The following is a 16,929-nucleotide window of genomic DNA, read 5'->3' as shown; positions in this document are numbered from 1 at the left end:
GTTACGGGAGGGGCGTGAATATCAAAGCATGTTTGCATGAGGCGCTGGGGCACCCCATGCAACACGTAATTGGGACATAGCCTTTTTTATGTCTGACGCATCTCTTTTGATAGAAGCAGTGAAGAAGATTAACGGGATGAAAGCACCATATGGCACTTTCCTCTTTCATTAATGGGTGGTCGGCAAGAAATTTTCAATGATGAAATAGCTGTTTTAAATCAATTGGTTGAACGTTTTTATTCGGGTTGTTCAACTCTTTTTTGTGTTTTTTTGAAAGGGAATTTCCCGTTTGCCGGTTCTATTGCAGGTACCCGGTTGCGACAAATCGGGGATATCAGCAACATCCAACGACATCAAAAGGAACATGAACATGAATGTTAAAAAAAGCACTGCTATCGCCTCCGCCATGACCGGTCTGCTGGCGCTGGGCGCCCAATTTATCGCGGCACCAGCCATGGCTGCCGATGAAAAGGAGAAGTGCTACGGCGTGGTCAAGGCCAGCAAGAATGACTGTGCGACCAAGAGCAGCTCCTGCGCCGGTACTGCCAAGGAAGATGCTCAGGGTGATGCCTTTGTGGTGATGCCCAAAGGGCTGTGCGAGAAGCTGGTCGGTGGTTCGCTGCAACCCAAGTAAGAGACATCGGGCAGGGGATGGCCAATGGGTCGCCCCCTGCATCTTCTCTGATTGGCAAAAGCGAGTCTTGCGATGAACCCTTTGATTGGTATCGGATTACGCACTCCCCATTACGACGAGATCCGGCAAACCCTGCCGGCAGTCGGTTGGCTGGAGGTGCACAGTGAAAATTACTTCGAACGGCACAGTCACGGTTTTCAGGTGCTCGCCGAACTGGCGCAGCACTACCCCGTCAGTCTTCACGGCGTTGGCATGTCCCTCGGTTCTGCCGACCCGCTCGATCCGCACCATCTGCAGCAGTTGTCGACACTGGCCGCGGCGATCAAACCGGTACGGATCTCCGAACATCTCAGCTGGGGCAGCATTGGCGGGCGTTATTTCAACGATCTGCTGCCGGTGCCCTATACCCGTGCCTCCCTGCGCAACATGAGCGACAAGATCCAGCAGGTACAACAGGCCCTGGGTTGCCGCATGTTGATTGAAAATCCCTCCTCCTATCTGCAACTGCCCGGGGAGATGAGCGAGTGGGAATTTCTGGCCGAGCTGCAGCAGCGCAGCGAGTGCGGCATCCTGCTCGACCTCAACAATCTCTATGTCAGTGCCTTCAATCACGGTTTCTCTTGCGACGAGTATCTGGCGGCGATCGATCTCGCCACCGTCGGGGAGATCCATCTGGCCGGTTATACCGAGAAGCAGCTGCCGGAAGGCTCCCTCTATATCGACACCCACAGCGCCCCTGTGGTGGAGCCGGTCTGGGAACTCTATCGCCAGATCTGCCGCAAGCAGGCCATTCCCACCCTGATTGAGTGGGACCTCGAGATCCCGCCGCTGCCGGTCTTGCTGGCAGAGGCAGCGCAGGCCAGTGCCATTCTGGATGAGGCGCGTGTCATGAGTGCACCACGGGAGGTGGCCCATGGCTGAACTGGCACAGCTGCAACAGCACTTTGCTGATGGTCTGCTGGGGGCGCCTGACGCCATTTCCCCTCACATCAGCTCCCGGCTCTTTTCTGCCGAATCTGTGCTGCAGGTCTATCGCAACCACTTCATCCTGAGTCTTGGCGAGGTGCTGGCGAGCAGTTATCCCGCCGTCAAGGCTATGGTCGGGGATGACTTTTTTGCAGCGGCGGCCCGCGGCTTCGTATTGGCCGAGCCGCTCAGGGAAGGGAGCGTCATGCACTATGGCGCCGGATTTGGCCAATGGTTGGCCCGCTTGCCGACTACAACCGGACTGCCCTGGCTGGAGGCGCTGGCGCAGTTCGAATGGCAGCTTGAGCGTGCCAGTCTGCTGCCGCTGGAATCACGCTGCTGGCCAGCCGAGCGTCTGGCCGCATTATCGCCGCAACAATGGGAGCGGCTGCGGCTGTTGCCAGCCACGGATCTACTGCTGGTTGCCAGCGATTATCCGGTGCAGGCCCTGTGGCAGATGGCGCTGCACGGTGGTGAAGCGGTGGAGGTGCTTGATGCCCCCGTCTGGTTGGCATTGAAGAAACAGCCGGATTGCCGGGTTGCCCCCTTGCCCCTGACGGCGGGTGAGTGGGCGCTGCTACAGGGTTGTCTCGCTGGTACGGCGCTGGTCGATCTGCTTGCGGCCGACCCTGCGGCCAGTGAACATCTCACTCGCCTGATAACACTTGGTCTGCTGGTGGATATGGAGGTAATACCATGATGGCAAACAAATGGCTGGCGCTGGCCAGCTCGAGTGGTGATTTGCCGCGCTGGAGCAGTGCCGGTGTGCTGTTGCTGGCGCGGCTGTGGGTCGCCTCGGTTTTTATTACTTCAGGCTGGCTCAAACTGACGGCGTGGGATTCCACCCTCTATCTGTTTGAATCCGAGTATCAGGTGCCCCTGCTGCCCTGGTTGTGGGCTGCTTATCTGGGTACGGCGACCGAGCTGTTGCTGCCGCTCTTCCTGCTAGCGGGGCTTTTTACCCGCCCGGCCGCCTTGCTGCTGTTTGGCTTTAATATCATGGCGGTGATCTCCTATCCAACCCTATGGGCGGGCGGCTTTTACGATCACCAGCTGTGGGGCTGGATGCTGCTTACCCTGACCATTTGGGGCGGCGGTGTGCTGAGCCTGGATCACTGGCTGACACGTCGCAACCATTGATTTATCAGTGATTTCCCCAATGACAAAGAGCGCCACAAGGCGCTCTTTGTCATAATGGCGGTCGGCGAAATTTCCCATGAGAGAAAAGGAGCAGCCAATGATTATTCGTCAGGCAAGGACCGCAGATATTCCCGCTCTGGTGGCGCTGCGCATGGAGCTGTTTTGTGAGGTCGGTGAGCTGGTGACGCCGCAGGCAGACCCGGCCTTGTGGCAGGCCACCTTTGACTATTTCACCCGGACGATGAGTGAAGAGAGTGCTTTATCCTGGCTGGCTGAGGCAGATACGCAGGAGGGCGGCAAACAGATCGTGGCGGCCGGGACGCTGGCATTGTTTGAACGGCCACCCTATCCCGGCAATCTGGCGGGGGGGGAGGGGTACCTGCTCAACATGTATACGCGGCCACAATGGCGCCAGCAGGGGATCGCCACGGCGCTTCTCGATGCCATAACGGCCTTCGCCAGCGCGCGTCAGCTGGGCAAAGTGTGGCTCCATGCCAGCGAGCAGGGGCGTCCTCTCTATGAGCGGATCGGCTTTGTCGCCAATCCGGCCTATCTGGAGTGGGACCTGGCACCTTAATCGATGGGACCCCGTTATCCCTCTGGTTTCTCGTCTAAAGTTCATGCAGATGTAATGTAGTTGTAAACAGGTAACAGAGGGGCAGGGCAAGATGTTCAACTTCAAACTCAAAGCGGAATTACAAGCGTGTCAAATGCAGTTGGCCCAGGCCCAGGCATTTATTGATGCAGTAAAAGTCGGTGTCGCTACCATCAGTTTCACACCAAGTGGCGAGATCCTCGAGGCGAACCCGCTGTTTCTGAGTGTGGTGGGCTATAGCGAGCAGGAGGTGATTGGTAAACACCACCGGATCTTTTGTGATGCCCACTACGCCCAGTCATCCTCCTACGCCCAGTTTTGGGAACAGTTGCGTCAGGGGCATACCCACTGTGGCATCTACCAGCGCATTGACAAACATGGCAGGGAGTTGTGGCTGGAGGCTACCTACTTCCCGGTCAAGGTTGAGGGCAAGGTGGTCAGGGTAGTCAAGATTGCCTCCGATATTACCGAGAGTTATCAGCAGTTGAGTCGTCAGAAAGCGATCATCTCGGCACTCGATCGGGCGCTCGCCATTATCGAGTTCACCCCCAAGGGGGAGATTGTGACGGCCAATCAGAATTTCCTCTCCTGCGTCGGTTACTCCCTTTCGCAGCTCAAGGGGCAGCATCACAGGCTGTTTTGTGATGAGAGCTTCTATCGCGAGCAGCCCCACTTCTGGGACGATCTGGCCCACGGCCAGCTCAAGTCGGGGCTGTTCAGTCGCCGTGACAGCCACGGCAACGAGATCTGGCTGGAGGCTACCTACAACCCCATCAAGGATGAGAGCGGCAAGGTGGTCAAGGTGATCAAGTTTGCCAGTGAGGTGACCGAGCGGATCAAGCGCGCCCAGGCAGTGAGCGAGGCGGCCAACATAGCCCAGACCATTTCGCAGGAGACCACCCGCTTTGCCGAAACCGGGTCTGAACTGCTGGCAGCATCGGTTGCCATCTCCAGCGCCATTTCCGAACAGGTGAGTCGCACTGCCGGTCTGATTGGTCAGCTCAATGAGCAGTCGAAAAGCATTGAAGCCATTGTCTCGACCATCAGCAGCATTGCCGAGCAGACCAATCTGCTGGCCCTTAACGCAGCCATCGAGGCTGCCCGGGCCGGCGATCAGGGACGCGGCTTTGCGGTGGTGGCCGACGAGGTACGTCAGCTGGCTGCGCGCACCTCCCTCTCGACCGGCGAGATCGCCAGCGTGGTTCAGAAAAACCGCGAACTGACGGCCCAGATCACCGGCAACATCAACGAAGTGGCCACCAGTGCCCAGCGTGGCAAGGAGCAGATAAGCGAAGTGAGCAGCGTCATGGTGCAGATCGAGCAGGGCGCCATCAATGTGACCGAGACAGTCTCCAATCTGGCCATCGGCTCCTGACGGTTATTGGTTGTTGAACAAGGCACCGATCGGATGACAATCCCATAGGTGCTTATTTATTGCTCACTTGGTACGCCAATCTGAACCCCTCCTGTATCGTCCCGCCATTGTGAATTGTCCTCTTCTGGCCCCTTGATTAGGCTTGCCGCCTCATTTATTTCAGAGTAGGAACAGAACAAGATGGCATTACAACAGAAGGGGCGGGCAATGGCCCTGCTGGTTATGGTCGCGAGCATGGGTCTGGGCGGCTGTATGGGGCAGATGGGGCTTTCCGGCATGGTCACCAAGGGCAACCTGAGTGTGGTGGATAACCGCTACGGTCGTGCCGGGGTCTTTATGCTGCTCTCCCCTGTCTATGGTCTGGCTGCGACCGCTGACCTGTTCGTTTTCAATACCATCGAGTTCTGGTCTGGCAAGAACCCTATCACCGGCAAATCTCCGGCTGTGGTGGACATGAAAGCCAATCCGGTGATCAAGGTGAACCAGCATCTGGATCCGGCCCTCAAGACTGTGCCGTTGGCCATGCTGCCGCAAGGGGTACGCGAGGTGGAGATCAGCTACCCGGACGAGCATACCGCCCAGATGGAAGTGCACTATCTGGATGGCCGTAGCAGCATGATGCGCGGTGAGAAGCGCGGCGAGCTGATGGATATCTACTTCGATGGCCGCTTTGTCTCCACTCTGACCCGGTCAGAGCTGGATCAGATGAGCGCAAACGCCGGCGCCGCAGCCTGATTATTGCGGCCATGCCGACCGACAACGCCCCGCAACTGCGGGGCGTTTTGCATGGGGGCTAGTCGGGCTGCTTGCGATGGGACGGGGTGAGGATCAGCCCCAGCAGGCGGCGCAGGTGGGTGAGCTGCTCGGTCAGTTGGACGTTGAGCCAGAGGTAGCCATTGATGGCCGCCTCTGTGTTGGGGGGCAGCGACACCTGTGTCGCCACCTCGTGCAGGCGGGCGATGGCGGCATCCGCGCCACGCCCGTCACCGGTTTGCATCATCAGGGCAAGCTGGCTAATTGCCTCCTCGGTGGCCAGATGGCAGGCGTGCAGCGCAGCCGTGCTCTGCATCAGGAAGTGGCTCTCCCGATCGTTCCAGTAGGTGTTGGCCAGCATCTCCAGGGTGCAGAGGGTGTTGCGCATGGTGACCTGCACCGTATCAAACAGGGCGATGGGGTGGTGCGTCTCCTTGGCCGCCGGGGCCAGCAGGGCCCGCAGTTTGCCGGTCTGGGCCAGCAGTTGGGAGAGATTGTGTTTGAGGTGTGGCCGCTCCAGCACATTGGGGGAGAGGTGGGTGTGATAGAGCCGTCCCGACTGCTGCAGGATCTGGTGCAGTTGCAGCCGCCAGTGGCTGTAGGCCCGCTGGGGATAGATGCTGCAAAAGAGCAGCGCCAGCAGGGAGCCCAGTATCACGTCGGCACTGCGCCACAGCGCCGTCTCTATATCCCCCGGCATGGCCCCCATGGTGACCCCCAGCGTGATGCCGATCAGCAGCCCTACATAGGGGCGCTTGCCGAGGGCCAGATAGCCGCAGAGGAACATGATGCACCCGCACCAGATCAGGGTGAGCGGCAGCGAGTAGATCTCGAGATAAAGTGCCACCACTCCGCAACTGGCGCCGAAGATGGTGCCCACCACCCGCTGTAGGGCGCGGGAGAGCACATTGCCCCAAAACGAGATGGGGCCCATCACCACCACCAGCGTGATCAGCGGCCAGGTGCTCTCCGGCAGTTTCAGCTCGCGGGTCAGCAGAAAGGTGAGCATAAAGGCGAACGCAATGCGCAGGCCATGGACGATCCGGTAGCGGCCATAGACCAGCCGATCGAGTCGGGAGAGGGGGGCATCAAGACGCACGGTCTGCCTCCTGTCAGGTGGGGGACGGGGCGCCGTGCATCCGGCCGACGCCCCGTCGGGATTTAGGCCAGTCGTCCCTGCAGGGGGTGGATCCAGACCCGCTCGCCAACGGCGATCCCGGGTTGATCCGGCACGATTTCAATCAGGCAGTTGGCCTCGGCCATGGAGCTCAGAATGCCCGAGCCCTGTGGCCCAGTGGTGCGCACCCGCAGCTGGCCGTTACGGTCCTGATGGAAGATGCCGCGCAGAAACTCGGTGCGCCCTGGGCGGCTCTTCATCTTCTCGTCCGCCAGTGCCGAGAGGCGCAGCGGCTGCCACAACTTGCCCTGCAAGCGGGCGATGGCAGGCTCGACAAACTGCAGCACGCAGATCATCGCCGCCACCGGATTGCCCGGCAGGCCGAAGAAGGGGGTCTGCCCCAGCTTGCCAAAAGCGAGCGGGCGGCCCGGCCGCATCTGGATGCGCCAAAAATCGATCTGGCCGAGCTCTGCCAGCACCAGCTTGATAAAGTCGGCATTGCCCACCGAGACCCCACCCGAGCTCAACACCAGATCGGCGCTGGCGGCGGCCTGCTCCAGCTGCTGGCGCAGAATGGTCTTGTCATCGGGAATGATGCCAAGGTCCATCACTTCGCAACCGGCGGCGCGGATAAGGGCCATCAGGGTGAAGCGGTTGCTGTCGAAGATATGGCCGGGGGCGAGCTGCTCGCCCGGGGCCTGCACCTCGTCACCGGTACTGAACAGCGCCACTTTCAGCGGGGTGCGCACAGTGAGACTGGCTTGACCGAGGGATGCCGCCAGCCCCAGCTGGGGGGCACCAAGCCAGGTCCCGGCCGGGATGGCGACCGCGCCTTTGGCGAGATCTTCGCCGGCGAGGCGCACATTCTGTCCCGCCCGGACTGGGGCGGTGACCGTGACCCACTCACCTTCAATCAGCGTCTCTTCCCGCATCACCACGGTATCGACCCCGGGGGGGAGCGGGGCGCCGGTCATGATCTGCACCGCCTGACCGGCCAGCACAGGCTCGTGGCGCTGCTGGCCCGCCAGCACTTCCCCCACCAGTTGCCAGCGACCAGCGGCGAGATCGTCGCTGCGCAGGCCAATGCCATCCATCGCCGAGTTGGCGTGGGGGGGCACATTGATGGGGCTTATCAGGTCGGCGGCCAGCACGGCGCCGTGGCACTGGGCCAGCGGCTTTTCACTGCAGGCGTTACGCGGGGTGAGGGCCGCCAGAATGGCGTTGCGGGCCGCCTCGACCGACAAAAAGCCCTTGCCCGCCTCCGGCTCCTTGTTCTGGCAGCCGTCAAGCCAGCGGCAGACGAAGTCGGCAATGGTCGCCAGATCGTTGATATCAAGGCGGGGCAGGCTTGTCTGCTGCTGTTCGCCACTCTGTTGGGGCTGATCGCTGGCCAACGCAATGATGTCACTGTCTTCGGGGAAGAGCAGCGGCTTGCCAATCTCGGCGCGGTGCAGCTCGATTTTCGGGAAGTGTTCGTGCTTGAACCCCTCGACCAAGAGCAGATCGAGCTCTGTCTGATCGAAGCTGGCCAGCAGCTGGCGAAAATCGGCTTCGGCCAGTTCCGTTTCGCCGTGCGTTGTTTCAGTAATGCGCGCATGGCGGCGGCGGGAAGCCACCATCATCTGTTGGGCGCCAGCCTTGCGCAGGCGGTAACTGTCCTTGCCCGGTTGGTCGATATCAAAGTCGTGGTGGGCGTGCTTGAGCACCCCGATGCGCAGGCCGCGATCCACCAGCAGGGGGATCAACTGCTCCAGCAAGGTAGTCTTGCCGGTGCCGCTCCAGGCGGCGAAGCCGAGCAGGGGAAGAGTGGGGGCCGGGGTCATGAGGTGACTCCTTGTTGGGGGTCGATAGCCGGGGCAAGCAGACGGGCCTCGTAGGCGGCCAGCTCGGCAGGGCTGTTGAGATTGATAAAGGCATCCGGCTGATCGGCAAAGCTCACCACCGCCATATTGTGGCGGGCAAACCAGATATCGATTTTGCGCTCTCCCTCTGCTAGCGCGGCGGTGAGGGAGGGGAGCAGGGATTTGTGCAGCAGGGCCACCACGGGTTGCAGCCAGTCGCCATCGTGGGCTACCACCAGCTCGGTATCCGGGGTCAGGGCGGCGCGAAAGCGGCTCATCAGATCCAGCGGCAGGGCGGGGCCATCGCAAGGGACAAACAACACCCAGTCGTGACGGGCGGCGGCAAGGCCTGCCTGCATGCCCGCCAGCGGGCCGAGATAGTCGTTGTTGTCATCGCTGATGACGGGAGCCAGCGCCTGATAGCGGGTCTGACTGCGGTTGGCGTTGATCAGCACCTCATCCACCTGGGGGCGCAGGCGCGCCAAAACATGGTCGATAAGAGGGCGTCCCGCCAGTGCTACCCATCCCTTGTCTTCGCCCCCCATCCGGGTGGCGCGGCCTCCTGCCAGGATCACTGCTGATACGGCAACGGGATCAGAGTGGCTGTCGCTTTTTGAAGTCATGTCGCTCGATGATTTTTAAAGGGGTCGTCTCTTGCAGCTGGCCACGGGCGAGGGTCCATTGCCGCTCGCACAGGTCGGTCAGGGCGTTGCTCTGGTGGCTGATGACGACCAGGCCGCTGCCATGTTCCCGCAGATCTTGCGCCAATGCGGCCATCAGGGCAACCGAATGTGTGTCGAGATTGGCGGTGGGCTCATCCATCAGCAGAAAGGCCGGTTGCAGCGCCCAGGCACGGGCCATCGCCAGTCGTTGCCGTTCGCCACCGGACAAAATGCTGATGTGCTCCCGCGCCAGCCCTTCCAGCTCGACCCGGCGCAGCGCCTCGAACACCCGGATCTCGCTGCCGAGTTGTTTATCGAGCGCCCAGGCCACGTTGTCGTGCACCGTGCGATCGAACAGATAGGGGGTCTGGTGCAGATAGGTGACCCGGCCCGGCCCCAGATCCCGCTTGAGCAGCCGGTTGAGCCGCTGCTGCCAGCGCCCCGGCAGATTGGTGTGGCCGCGGGTAGGGGCCAGCAGCCCCGCCAGGATTTTGAGCAGAGTGGTCTTGCCCACCCCGTTGGCTCCATGCAGCCAGATGGCATCCCCCGGTGCGATGGCGAGCCGGTCAATCTCGAACAGCTGGCGTTCTCCAAAGCGCATCGTCAGCTGGTGGGCGGTCAGGGCCATGGGGTACTCCTGTTGATGCATAGTGGGGGCATGGTCAGTTCTTCAGATAGCTGTGGCCGCGACACGCGGTCAGCAGCAGGTTGAGCAACAGGGCGAGGGTTAGCAGCACTATGCCGAGCGCCACCCCCTGGGTGAAGGCCCCTTTCTGGGTCTCCAGCGCGATAGCGGTGGGAATATTGCGGGTGAAGTGCAGGATATTGCCCCCTACCATCATGGAGCAGCCCACCTCGGTGACGATGCGGCTAAAGGCGCCGATGATGGCGGCCAGCAGGCCAAAGCGGCACTCGTGCATCAGGCCGAACAGCGCCTTGGGCCAGGAGACCCCCAGGGTCAGGGCGGTCTCCCAGGCGCGGCGGTCACTCTGGACAAAGGCGGCGTGAGCCATGGTGGCGATCACCGGAAAGGCGATCAGCATCTGCCCCACCACCATCGCCTGCTGGGTAAAGAGCAGCTTCCAGTCGCCAAAAGGGCCGGCCCGCGACAGCAGCATGTAGAGCAAGAGGCCAATCACCACGGTCGGCACCGATTGCAGGGTATTGATGCAGGAGAGCCAGAGCCAGCGGCCGGGCAGCGGCAGATAGGCCAGGGCAAAGCCCAGCAGCAGTGCCGGCAGCAGCACCAGCAGCAGGGCGATGCCGGAGACGGAGAAGGAGACCCCCACCACCTGCCACAGTTCGGTGTCACCACTGAACAGCAGGGCGAGGGCCGCCAGCGTGGTATCGATCAAGGTCGGCATCAGGCGCCTCCCTCAGCGAACCGGGGGAGGGCCATCAAGGTCATCGCAGGGGTTAGGGTTGCCATTATTTCCCGTTGGCATCCGCCACAAACAGCGCCTGACCGGCCACCTTGAAGTCGCCGATCAGCTGCTGGCCATGCTCGGAGACCAGCCAGTTCTTCAGGGTGCGCGCCCCTTCGGTGTTGAGATCCGGGTAGCGCTTGGGGTTGACCAGGATCACCTGATAGGGGTTGAACAGGCGCTTGTCACCCTCCAGCAGCACGGCGAGATCCAGCTTGCTCTGGTAGGCGAGCCAGGTGCCGCGGTCGGTCAGGGTGTAGGCACCGAGCTCCGAGGCCATGGTCAGGGTCGGGCCCATCCCCTGGCCGATGGATTTGTAGCCGGCAAACTCGGGTTTGACGTCGGCTGCCTGCCACAGGGTCTTCTCCTTGATGTGGGTACCGGACTCGTCACCGCGGGAGATAAAGGTCTGGCCCTGATCCTTGATGGCTTGCAGCGCTTTGGCCGCGTCATGCAGCTTGGCCAGACCCGCCGGGTCTTTGGCCGGGCCGACGATAACGAAGTCGTTGTACATCAGGTGTACCGGCTCGATGCCAAAGCCCGCGTCGACGAACTTCTTCTCGGCAGAGGGGGCATGGGTCATCACCAGATCCGCGTCGCCATTTTCGCCCATCTTCAGGCTCTGGCCGGTACCGGCCGCCATCACCTGCACCGGATAACCGGTCTCTTTGGTGAACTGGGGCAGCAGCCAGCCCAGCAGACCGGACTGTTCGGTGCTGGTGGTGGTGGCAAGGCGGATTGGCGCCTTGGCAGTGTCAGCGTGGGCAGCCCCGGCGATCAGCAGGCTGGCCGCAAGGGAGAGTGCGAAACGTTTGAGATTGGTTTTTATCGTCATCTTGATGCAACTTTTTCAGGGTGGATGAGGAGAGGGCAAGAGTAAGCAAGCAGGGTGCCAAACCGTTCCTGTGCCGTTGAATTCACGGTTTGCCGTTTAAAAACATAAGGTTATTAAAATCAATTAGGTGAGCTTGTTATCGCTTTTAATAATTGGTGTTGGTGCTTTTGATACGGGAAGGACAAAATGTCCCACTCACGTTCCGGTTATCGGGACATTATCCGACCTTACGTGCATCCGAGGTACTTTTTTCCATGACACTTCCTCCCAGCCGCTGGTCTGCCCTCTCCCTGCTTATCGTTGACGATGAGCCCGGCATGCGCAGCTTTCTGGCCAAGGCGCTGGCCAAGCGTTTTGCCCAGATTGAGACTGCCGCCAGCGTGGAGGAGGCGGAAGCCCTGCGCTGCCGCCTTCACTTTGACCTTATCATCGCCGACATCCGGCTGCCGGGGCGCTCCGGCATCGAGTGGCACGAAGCCATCGACCCCGCCACTCGCCGCAGCGACATCATCTTCATGACCGGTTTTGGCGATATGGAGACCGCCCTCAAGGCGCTGCGCCTCGGCGCCAGCGACTTTATCCTCAAGCCCTTCAATCTGGATCAGATGGTGCAGGCGGTGGACAGAGTCATCGAGCGCCGCCAGATGGAGCGGGAGAACCTGCTGCTGCGCCGGGAGGTGAGCAAGCTCTTCCCACCCACCCTGATTGGCGACAGTGCCAAGACCCGTGAGCTCAAGACGCTGATCGCCAGAGTGGCGCCCTCCAACGCCGCCGTGCTGGTGGAGGGGGAGTCAGGCACCGGCAAGGAGCTGGTGGCCCGCGCCCTGCATCAACTCTCTGGCCGGATGGGGGCCTTTGTGCCCCTCAACTGCGCCTCCATCGCGCCGGAGCTGCTCGAAAGCGAGCTGTTTGGCCACGTGCAGGGGGCCTTTACCGGCGCCCGCAAGGGGCGTGACGGCCTGTTCCGGGTCGCCCATCAGGGCACCCTGTTTCTCGACGAGATCGGCGAGATGCCGCTCGCCATGCAGGCTTCCCTGTTGCGTGCGCTGGAGCAGAAGGCCATCCGCCCGGTGGGGGCCGAGCGCGAATTGGCGGTGGATGTGCGCATCGTCGCCGCCACCAACCGCAACCTCAAGGCCGAGGTGGAGGCGGGCCGCTTTCGCGAGGATCTCTTCTATCGCCTCAACGTGGTGGCGCTACCGGTTGCCCCGCTGCGGGAGCGGATCGACGACATCCCCGCGCTGGTACACCACTTTACCCGCCAGCTCACCGCCGAGATGGGGATGGGCTCGTTAAGCTGGACCCACGAGGATGTGATAGCGATGCAGGCCTACCCCTGGCCCGGCAACGTGCGCGAACTGCGCAACCTCATCGAGCGCTGCCTGCTGCTGGGCAAGCCGCCAGCGGAATATTGGCAGAGCAGCCAGCTCGCCGAACCGGGCACGAGCGAGGAGGGCTATCCGCTGGCATGGCCGTTGGCGGAGGTAGAAAAAGCCCACATCCTGCAAGTGGTGGCCAGCCATGATGGCAACAAGTCGGCTGCCTCCCGGGTGCTCGGGGTGGCGCGCAAGACGCTGGATCGCAAATTCAAGGAGTGGGCCATCGAATGAGGAAGGCTGATCGGATGGGGTGGCGATGAAACTGACCCGGATCTCCCGCTGCATGCGCGCCCTGCTGCCCCGTTGCGTGCGCACAAAAGTACGCTGGCGCCTGCTGCTGCTCACCTCGGTACCCATCATGCTCACCCTGGTGGGCATGATCGCACTCACCCTCTACTGGACCCTCACCTACAGCTGGCAAAACCTGCTCACCACGGTGCGCAGCGATCTCGGGGTGGCCCACCACGCCATCACGGTGCAGCAGCAGCGCCAGACCGAGCATCTGGAGCATCTGCGCGATGCCTGGGCCTTTCAGCTGCGGCTGCGGGAATCGCCGGATCAACTGCATGACTGGGTGATGCCGCTGGCGGCCAACTATGGTCTCGATTTTCTGCGCTTGCGCCGTGGCCCCGAGCTGGATCAGCTGACGGCGCAGGAGCGCGCCGCCCTCACGGCCGGGCGCAGCGTCAGCCACTTCGTGGTCTGGTCGCAGCAGGAGATGCTCGCCCTCTCCCCGCAACTGGCCAAGCGGGCCGTGTTGTGGCAGCGGGATGGCACCAGAGTGGTGGAGAACAGGGGGCTGATCAGCCTCTCGCTGACGCCGGTGATGGGCCGCGACGGCTCCCTTTGGGCCGTGCTGGAGGGGGGCGAGCTTGTCAACGGCAGCACCCGGCTGGTGGATGAGCTCAAGGGGCAGGTGTTTGCCAAAAATACCCTGCCGGATGGCAGCGTCGGCACCGTCACCCTGTTTCTCGACGATCTGCGGGTGAGCACCAACGTACCGGTCAGCAGTAGCCGTCAGGTGGGTCGGGCGGTGGGTACCCGGGTCTCGCCGCCAGTGCGCGATCAGGTACTGGGGCGGGGGGAGATGTGGATTGACCGCGCCTTCGTTCACGACGCCTGGTATGTCTCGGGTTACGAGCCGCTGCTGGGAGCCAGGGGCGAGCGGCTCGGCATGCTCTATGTGGGCTTTCTCGAGTGGCCCATCATCCGCACCTACCTCACCAATCTGGTGGAGCTGGGCTCCGGCGTAGTGCTGCTGTTGCTGCTCTCTGGCCTGCTGGTCTATCGCGGCGCGCGGGATCTCTTCTCCCCCATCGAGCGGATGCACAAGGTAGTGCGGCAGGTGCAGGCCGGGGAGTCGGCCCGTATCGGCCCGCTGGCCCTCGACCCCGACCACGAGCTGGCCCAGCTCGGTCGCCAGTTTGACGCCATGCTGGACAGGCAAGAAGCGCACCAGCAGCAGATGGCTCGCAGCGCCGACGAGCTGGAGCAGAAGGTAGCCGAGCGTACCCAAAGCCTTGAGCAGAAGACCGCCGAGCTGGAAGATCATATTCATATGCTGACCGAGGCGCGCCAGCAGTTGCTGATCAGCGAGAAGCTGGCGGCCCTTGGCGAGCTTTCGGCCGGGGTGGCCCACGAGATCAATAACCCGCTGGCGGTGATCCTCGGCAATGTGGAGCTGATGAAGCTGGAGCTGGGGGAGGCGGCCGAGCCGGTCAGCGAGGAGCTGGCGCTGGTGCTGGCCCAGATCGAGCGCATTCGTGCCATCACTCGTAGCCTGCTGCAATATTCGCGCCCCGGCGACTACGAGACGGCGCCTGTGTGGCAGCACCTCAACCCCATCATAGAGGAGAGCCTGACCCTGGTGCGCTCCGCCCTACGCCAGCAGCAGATTGAACTGGTGGCCGATCTCAGGGCCCAGCAGCCCATCGAGGCGGATCGCCAGCAGCTGCTGCAGGTGCTGATAAACCTCTTGGTCAACGCCAGCCACGCGCTGGGGGAGCAGGGGGAGATCCGGGTCGAGAGCCGCGACTGGGTCGATGAACTGGGTCAGTTGCGCGGGGCCGAGGTGCGGGTGATCGATAACGGCAGCGGCATCGAGGCGGCCATTATCGACAAGATCTTCGACCCCTTCTTCACCACCCGCGCCACCGGCACCGGGCTGGGGCTGGCTCTGAGTCACCGCATCATCAGTCGCTGGGGTGGGGAGCTCTTGGTGGACTCCACCCCGGGGCAGGGGAGCTGCTTTACCGTGCGGCTGCGCAGCCACGCCCTGCAGCCCAGCGGCAGCGAGCCCGCGAAACTGGAAGGGTGGCGCATCGCCCTCAATGCCGAGGGGCGTGAGACAAGCGATTGATGCTGCTTAAAAAAGGCCCGTGATAAAAACAGCCCGTCAACATGGTTGGCGGGCTGTTTTGTCGGTGGGTGAGTGGTTATTTACTGCGGGCTCCACACCAGCTTGCCGCTTTGGGTCAGGTCATAGCCGCCGAGGCGGGCCGCCAGCTCGCGCCCCTCGGGGGATTGCAGCCAGCCGATCAGCTGTTGCAGCAGGGTGCGAAAGAAGACCCCCTGCGGCATCACCAGATCGAAACACTCCTGCGACAGCGGCATAAAGCCGAGGCCAAACTCGGTGGCGGTACTCTGGGCACCGGGCCCGACATCCGCATCGCCGCGGCTGATGGCGGCGGCCAGCTCCCGCTCGCTGTTGACCTCGAGGGTGCGCTCCAGCCGGGTCAGCGACTCCCCCTGGGTTTGCAGCCACTCCTGCAGGGCGCGCTGGCTGCCGGCCCCCTCCTGACGCATGGCCCAGCGCCAGTCGAGCGCCTCTTTCGCCTCCTTGGGTTGCAGCCCCTGCCGCAGCACCAGCCCCTGCACCCGCCTGAATCCATGAACGATCACCCATTGCCGGTGGCCCTGATACTGCTGCACCAGCGCCGGGTGGCGCAGGTGCGCCTCCTCGGCCTGCCCCCAGTGGATGGCTACGATCTCCACATGGCCGCGCGCCAGCATCGCCAGCCCCTGACGGGTGCCGCACGGGGTGTAGCCCACCAGCGCCTGGGTGCCGAGCTGCCGCGCAAGCGTGCTGCAACCATAGTGCAGCAGCACATCGTCCGAGCCTGCCAGCAGCAGCCGGTCGTTCATCACCCCCTCGTGGCAACTGCCGAGCAGCCAGCGGTCGAGCAGGGAGCGGGGAAACAGCCACTTGCCGGTCGCCTTGGTGGCGGGGATGCGCGCCTCGTTGGCGAGCTGGTAGACCTTCTTCTCGTTGAGATCGAGGTATTCCGCCACCTGCTTCACGTTCATAAACTCGTTCATGACTTAATCCCGCATCCCGCGACCAGCCGGACTGGACGCCAGCACCGGCGGCTTCTCGTCCAGCACCATATGGTCGTGACCGCTGAATACCTCGAAATGGCGCCCCTTGGCGCGGGCAATCATGGTGATGCCGAGCTGGCGGGCGAGATCCAGCCCCATCTGGGTGACGCCGGAGCGCGACAGCAGCACCGGAATGCCCATTTGTGCCACCTTGATCACCATCTCCGAGGTGAGTCGCCCTGTGGTGTAGAAGATCTTGTCGTGGCCAGCCTCGCCGCGCATCCAAAGCTCGCCCGCCAGGGTATCCACCGCATTGTGGCGCCCCACATCCTCGACAAAGGAGAGGATTTCGCTGCCGCGACAGATGGCGCAGCCATGCACGGCACCCGCCATCTTGTAGGTTTCGTTATGGGCTGACAGCGCCTTGAGCAGGGCGTAGAGGGTGCTCTGTTTAAGCTCAGGCGCCGCCAAGACCACCCCTTCGAGTTTTTTCATCACGCTGCCATACATGGTGCCCTGACCGCAGCCGGAGGTGACCGTCTTCTTCTCCAGTGACTTGTCGAGATCGGCGGCCTGCTGGCTGCTCACCACGGCGGCGGCCTCGCTCTCCCAGTCGACGATCACCGACTCGATGGCTGCAATATCCTCGATAAAGCCCTGATTTTTCAGATAACCCAGCACCAGTGCCTCGGGACGGGCACCCAGCGTCATCAGGGTTACGATCTCCTTCCAGTTGAGGTAGACCGTCAGTGGCCGCTCACAGGCGATTTGGCGGGTGTTCATTGTGCCCTGCTCATCCATCACCTCGACGGCCATGGTGAGCTGGGCTGCGGCATTGCTTTTGATAAAGGTCGGTGTCATGGGCCCCTCGCGACCGGTTGCCGGGATTT

Annotated in this window: 17 protein-coding genes; 9 read left to right on the top strand and 8 right to left on the bottom strand. The window is 62.2% G+C overall.

Features of this window, described 5'->3' with window-relative positions:
- The first annotated feature begins 370 nt into the window (after positions 1–370).
- The 7 genes from ACW5W8_RS09720 (at position 371) to ACW5W8_RS09690 (ending at position 5,445) form a co-directional block, all read left to right on the top strand.
- A complete protein-coding gene (locus tag ACW5W8_RS09720) occupies positions 371–634 on the top strand; it encodes a BufA1 family periplasmic bufferin-type metallophore (RefSeq protein WP_005334862.1) in 264 nt (87 codons plus the stop codon).
- Between the two features lie 72 nt (positions 635–706).
- Positions 707–1,555 (top strand): MNIO family bufferin maturase, encoded by an 849-nt coding sequence (gene bufB / locus ACW5W8_RS09715; protein WP_498627588.1) that lies wholly within the window; start codon positions 707–709, stop codon positions 1,553–1,555.
- Positions 1,548–2,300 (top strand): HvfC/BufC family peptide modification chaperone, encoded by a 753-nt coding sequence (locus tag ACW5W8_RS09710; protein WP_498627586.1) that lies wholly within the window; start codon positions 1,548–1,550, stop codon positions 2,298–2,300. The genes bufB and ACW5W8_RS09710 overlap by 8 nt, the downstream gene beginning before the upstream one ends.
- Entirely contained in the window at positions 2,297–2,740 is a 444-nt protein-coding gene (locus tag ACW5W8_RS09705) for a DoxX family protein (RefSeq protein WP_139460458.1), read from the top strand. The genes ACW5W8_RS09710 and ACW5W8_RS09705 overlap by 4 nt, the downstream gene beginning before the upstream one ends.
- Positions 2,741–2,837: 97 nt before the next feature.
- Positions 2,838–3,317, top strand: a complete 480-nt coding sequence (locus ACW5W8_RS09700; RefSeq protein ID WP_498627585.1) for a GNAT family N-acetyltransferase — start codon at positions 2,838–2,840, stop codon at positions 3,315–3,317.
- A 91-nt stretch (positions 3,318–3,408) separates the two neighbouring features.
- Complete coding sequence (locus ACW5W8_RS09695; protein WP_498627583.1) at positions 3,409–4,710, top strand: methyl-accepting chemotaxis protein; 1,302 nt, start codon at positions 3,409–3,411, stop codon at positions 4,708–4,710.
- A gap of 180 nt (positions 4,711–4,890) precedes the next feature.
- Positions 4,891–5,445, top strand: coding sequence for a DUF3332 domain-containing protein (locus ACW5W8_RS09690; protein ID WP_498627581.1), 555 nt, complete (start codon positions 4,891–4,893; stop codon positions 5,443–5,445).
- A gap of 58 nt (positions 5,446–5,503) precedes the next feature.
- Here ACW5W8_RS09690 and ACW5W8_RS09685 read toward each other — a convergent pair whose 3' ends face one another.
- From ACW5W8_RS09685 to ACW5W8_RS09660, 6 genes are all read right to left on the bottom strand, one after another.
- On the bottom strand, positions 5,504–6,562 hold the full coding sequence (locus ACW5W8_RS09685; protein ID WP_498627579.1) for an FUSC family protein: 1,059 nt from the start codon (positions 6,560–6,562) through the stop codon (positions 5,504–5,506).
- 62 nt (positions 6,563–6,624) lie between these two features.
- A complete protein-coding gene (locus ACW5W8_RS09680; protein WP_498627577.1) occupies positions 6,625–8,403 on the bottom strand; it encodes a bifunctional molybdopterin-guanine dinucleotide biosynthesis adaptor protein MobB/molybdopterin molybdotransferase MoeA in 1,779 nt (592 codons plus the stop codon).
- Positions 8,400–9,044, bottom strand: a complete 645-nt coding sequence (gene mobA, locus ACW5W8_RS09675; protein WP_115521203.1) for a molybdenum cofactor guanylyltransferase MobA — start codon at positions 9,042–9,044, stop codon at positions 8,400–8,402. Before mobA ends, ACW5W8_RS09680 begins: the two co-directional genes overlap by 4 nt.
- Positions 9,016–9,711: an energy-coupling factor ABC transporter ATP-binding protein gene (locus ACW5W8_RS09670; RefSeq protein ID WP_005362120.1), complete on the bottom strand. Its 696-nt coding sequence runs from the start codon at positions 9,709–9,711 to the stop codon at positions 9,016–9,018. The genes mobA and ACW5W8_RS09670 overlap by 29 nt, the downstream gene beginning before the upstream one ends.
- A 34-nt stretch (positions 9,712–9,745) precedes the next feature.
- A complete protein-coding gene (locus ACW5W8_RS09665) occupies positions 9,746–10,447 on the bottom strand; it encodes an ABC transporter permease (RefSeq protein WP_498627574.1) in 702 nt (233 codons plus the stop codon).
- 64 nt (positions 10,448–10,511) lie between these two features.
- Entirely contained in the window at positions 10,512–11,342 is an 831-nt protein-coding gene (locus tag ACW5W8_RS09660) for an ABC transporter substrate-binding protein (RefSeq protein ID WP_498627573.1), read from the bottom strand.
- Positions 11,343–11,596: 254 nt separating this feature from the next.
- On the opposite strand from ACW5W8_RS09660, the gene ACW5W8_RS09655 reads away from it, so the two are divergent.
- The gene (locus ACW5W8_RS09655; protein ID WP_498627571.1) at positions 11,597–12,952 is read left to right on the top strand and encodes a sigma-54-dependent transcriptional regulator; all 1,356 of its coding nucleotides are present in this window, start codon (positions 11,597–11,599) and stop codon (positions 12,950–12,952) included.
- Positions 12,953–12,977: 25 nt separating this feature from the next.
- On the top strand, positions 12,978–15,080 hold the full coding sequence (locus ACW5W8_RS09650; RefSeq protein WP_498627569.1) for a sensor histidine kinase: 2,103 nt from the start codon (positions 12,978–12,980) through the stop codon (positions 15,078–15,080).
- An 80-nt stretch (positions 15,081–15,160) separates the two neighbouring features.
- Here ACW5W8_RS09650 and ACW5W8_RS09645 read toward each other — a convergent pair whose 3' ends face one another.
- Together ACW5W8_RS09645 and ACW5W8_RS09640 are read right to left on the bottom strand one after the other, a co-directional pair.
- Positions 15,161–16,027: a substrate-binding domain-containing protein gene (locus tag ACW5W8_RS09645; RefSeq protein ID WP_156993509.1), complete on the bottom strand. Its 867-nt coding sequence runs from the start codon at positions 16,025–16,027 to the stop codon at positions 15,161–15,163.
- A gap of 15 nt (positions 16,028–16,042) precedes the next feature.
- A complete protein-coding gene (locus ACW5W8_RS09640) occupies positions 16,043–16,900 on the bottom strand; it encodes a formate dehydrogenase accessory sulfurtransferase FdhD (RefSeq protein WP_421291482.1) in 858 nt (285 codons plus the stop codon).
- Positions 16,901–16,929: the final 29 nt, after the last annotated feature.

The sequence above is a fragment of the Aeromonas aquatilis genome (assembly GCF_054052405.1).
Note: the sequence above shows the minus strand (reverse complement) of the source record. Positions and strands in the feature narration are given on the sequence as shown.